The following is a 3,751-nucleotide window of genomic DNA, read 5'->3' as shown; positions in this document are numbered from 1 at the left end:
CCGGCGGCGCCCCGTGCCGGAACGGCCCCCGGCCGCCCCCCCCCGGCACACAGGCCGGCGCGGCGCCGGCCACCGCCGGAACCCCACCCCGTCTCCTCCCACCCGACCACCCCGTCTCCTCCCACCCGACCACCCCGTCTCCTCCCACCCGACCACCCCGTCTCCTCCCACTCCGCCTCGGTCCGTTCCGACCCGTCCCCCCGGAGGCCATGTTGAACACGCACCGTCCCACCCGCAGGGGTGCCCTGAAGGCCGCCGCCGGCATCACCGCGCTGACCGCCGTCGGCGGAGCCGGCCTGCTGGCAGCGGCCGCCCCCGCGCACGCCGTCGGCGACGGCTTCGGCCTGCGCGTCGTCGAGCGCGGCGAGGGCGACCCCCGGATGTGGTACTACCGGTTCGCCACCGCCCAGATCGGCTGGAACCCCGGCGTCAACGTGCTGCTGCCGGACGGCTACCACACCTCGGGACGCCGGTACCCCGTGCTGTACCTGTTCCACGGCGGCGGCCTGGACCAGGACTTCATCACCTTCGACCGGATGGGCATCCGCGAGTGGACCGCGGGCAAGCCGCTGATCGTCGTGATGCCCGACGGCGGCCACGCCGGCTGGTACTCCAACCCGGTCAACTCCCTCGTCGGGCCCCGCAACTGGGAGGCCTTCCACATCGACCAGTTGGTGCCCTGGATCGACGCCAACTTCCGGACCTACGCCGAGTACGACGGCCGCGCGGTCTCCGGGTTCTCCATGGGCGGGTTCGGCGCGCTGAAGTACGCGGCCAAGTACTTCGGGCACTTCGCCTCGGTCAGCTCCCACTCCGGGCCGGCCAGCCTGCGCCGGGATTTCGGCCTGGTCGCCCACTGGGCCAACGTCTCGTCGGCGGCCGTGGAGTTGGGCGGCGGCTCGGTCTACGGGATGCCGCTGTGGGACGAGGCGCGGGTCTCCGCCGACAACCCGGTCGAACGCGTCGACAGCTACCGGAACAAGCGGGTCTTCCTGGTCGCCGGCACCAGCCCCGACCCGGTCAACTGGTTCGACACGGTCAACGAGACCCAGGTGCTCGCCGGTCAGCGGGAGTTCCGCGAGCGCCTGGGCGCGGCCGGCATCCCGCACGAGTGGCACGAGCCGGCGGGCGGCCACTTCGTGCGCCCCGACCTGTTCGTCCGGGACCTGGACGGTATCGTCGCCCGACTCCGCAAGGCCTGACCGCCCGTTCACCACCCGCCCGTTCACGCCCACTGTTTCCCTGCTCGCGCCCCCCGACCGCCCGTTCACCGCTCGTTCACCGCCCACCCGTTCACGCCCGCCCCGGCCCGGCCGAACCCTGGGAGTGCCGTCATGGATGGACCGAACAAGCCCGCGCCTTCCGGTGGTTCCGGCCTGCCGGCCCGTCCCGGCCGGCGGGCGCTGTTGCGCTCCGCCGCGGCCGGCGGGCTCGCCGTGGCGGGCGTCGTCGGAGCCGCGGGCCCGGAAGCGGCGGCCGGGCCGCGGGGCACCGGCGCCCGCCAGGCCACCGGGGCGCCGCTGGTCACCGGGGCGAAGGTGCGCGACCTCACCGGGCCGGCGCAGACCGGCCGGTTCGCCGCGCCCTGGACGGACCTCGGCATCCCGGCGCGCTGCCCGGACGGTTCGCTGCTCCTGGTCTGCGGGGACACGTTCGACGGCGCGGGCGTCGGCGGCCCCGACTGGCGGTCGCCGGTGGGGCTGCGCTCGTCCGACCCGGCGCCGGAGACGCTCACCATCGACGGTAGCGTGGGCGGCGCCCGCGCCGTCGGGCTCGTCCCCGAGGGGCACACGGGCGGGACCACCGCCATCCCGTCCGACGTCTTCACCATCGGCTCGACGATGTACCTGCACCTGATGCGCGGCGTGATCTACCGGACCCACCACACCGACTTCTGGCGCTCCGACGACAACGGCGAGACCTGGCAGTACCTCTGTCAGTGGCCGGGCGACCAGCACGGCGGGCAGTTCCAGCAGAAGACCTACGCGGTCGCGGACGACGGCTACGCCTACGTCCTCTCGACGGCCTTCAACCGCGAGGTGACCTCGGCCCTGTTGCTGCACCGGGTCCCCCAGGACGCCTTGGGCGAGCCGGCGGCCTACGAGCCGTGGGGGTACGCGAACGGCGCCTGGGCCTGGGGCCATCCGCCGACCTCCGTGACGGCGGCGCGCCGCTGGGGTGAGATCTGCTTCCGCGCCATGTCCGGCGGCTACGCGCTCACCTGGCTGAACATGCACCCGCTCGACATCCGAGCCCAGTTCTTCGCCCTGCCGACCTCGAACCTGTTCACCACCCCGGAACAGACCATGATCGTGCCCACCGTGCCGGGCCACGAGACGGGCAACGCGGTGGCCAGCCCCTACGGCGGCTTCATCATCCCGGGATCGACCCCCGACAACCTCCACCTCACGGTCAGCCAGTGGTACGACGCCCAGAACTACCGCGTGATGCAGTACCGCGTCCGCGGCCTGACCACGGGCTGAGGGGACGGGGCACCGGGGACCCCCATCGACCGGCGCGCGACCGTCTTCGTCGTGGCGGCTCCGCGATCAGACCCCACGTTCCGGGCAGTAGCACATTGCCATCCTTCAGCACCTCTCGGTAGCGTCTTCTGGGGCTTGGAAACGCGACCTTGGGGGGATCGTGGCGCGACCGTCTGACTGGTCACCGGTGGATATGGACCGGGACCCGACACCGGGGGATCCGGACGAGGTCCGGGAGTTGGCGGAGGAGTTGCAGGAGTTCGCCGACGATGTCGGTGAGGCGCTGGGGAAGATCCGGGGCATGGCGGGCGAGCGTGCCGTGTTGGACTGGGCGGGGTTGTCGGCGGACGCGTTCCGGCGGGAGTTCGACGGGGTCCCGGACAACCTGACCAAGCTGGAGGAGTCCTACAGCCTCTGTGCTCAGGCGTTGAACGTCTACTGGCCGAAGTTGCAGACCGCGCAGGGGATGGCCGACCGGGCGCTGGATCGCGCGGTCACCGCGCAGGCGGATCTGGCGAGTGCCCAGTCCGCGCTCGGCGACGCCACCGACTGGGTCGGCCGCGCCGGCGACGAGGCCGAACGGTTGCAGCGCGAGGGCGAACGGGACAACGTCGAGCCGCCGGACGAGGCCGATGTCCGGGCCGCCGCCCGGGACCAGCGGGCCGCCGAGGCGGCGGCCGGCGCCGCCCAGGCCCGCGTCAACGACGCCGAGGAACGCCTGGCCGCCGCCCGCCAACTCGCCCAGGACGCCCAGGAGATGCGCGAAGAAGCCGCACGCGTCTGCGCCCAGGGCATCGAGGAAGCCTCCGACGCCGGCATCCAGAACCGCCGCTGGTGGGAGAAAGCCATCGACTGGGTCACCGACAACTGGGACACCCTGGTCGAGGCGTGCAAGCTGGTCGTCGCCGTCCTCGGCGTCGTCGTCATGATCATCGGCGGCCCCCTCGCTTGGGTGGTGCTGGCCGCCGCCGTCATCGTCCTCGCCGACACGCTGATCAAATACGCACGGGGCGAAGCCGGCCTCCTCGACGTCGCGTTCGCGGCGCTGGACTGCATCCCGGGCATGAAGGGCCTCACCACCCTCGGGGGCCTGGCCCGAGGGCTCCGCGGCGCAGCGAGTACGGGCCTTCGCGGCCTGCGTCAGGGCGCCCTCGGCCTCGGCCGGCGCACCCGAGGCGACGGCGTCCCCATGAACGGCCGCAACGCCTGCGGCGACCCCGTCGACGTCGCCACCGGCGAACTGCTGATGTCCGCCACCGACGTCGAAC

The 3,751-nt window shown here is 73.1% G+C and carries 3 protein-coding genes; all 3 read left to right on the top strand.

The features are described from left to right. Window positions 1–209 precede the first annotated feature (209 nt). The gene (locus RM844_RS31935; RefSeq protein ID WP_311670952.1) at window positions 210–1,202 is read left to right on the top strand and encodes an alpha/beta hydrolase; all 993 of its coding nucleotides are present in this window, start codon (window positions 210–212) and stop codon (window positions 1,200–1,202) included. A 132-nt stretch (window positions 1,203–1,334) separates the two neighbouring features. Next, complete coding sequence (locus RM844_RS31930) at window positions 1,335–2,483, top strand: DUF4185 domain-containing protein (protein WP_311670951.1); 1,149 nt, start codon at window positions 1,335–1,337, stop codon at window positions 2,481–2,483. 193 nt (window positions 2,484–2,676) lie between these two features. Then, window positions 2,677–3,751, top strand: a 1,075-nt coding sequence (locus RM844_RS31925; RefSeq protein ID WP_394814645.1) for a putative T7SS-secreted protein, incomplete at its 3' end; no start/stop codon positions are given.

This window comes from Streptomyces chisholmiae, assembly GCF_031845445.1.
Lineage (GTDB): Bacteria > Actinomycetota > Actinomycetes > Streptomycetales > Streptomycetaceae > Streptomyces > Streptomyces chisholmiae.
This window is presented reverse-complemented; position numbering and strand designations above follow the sequence as displayed.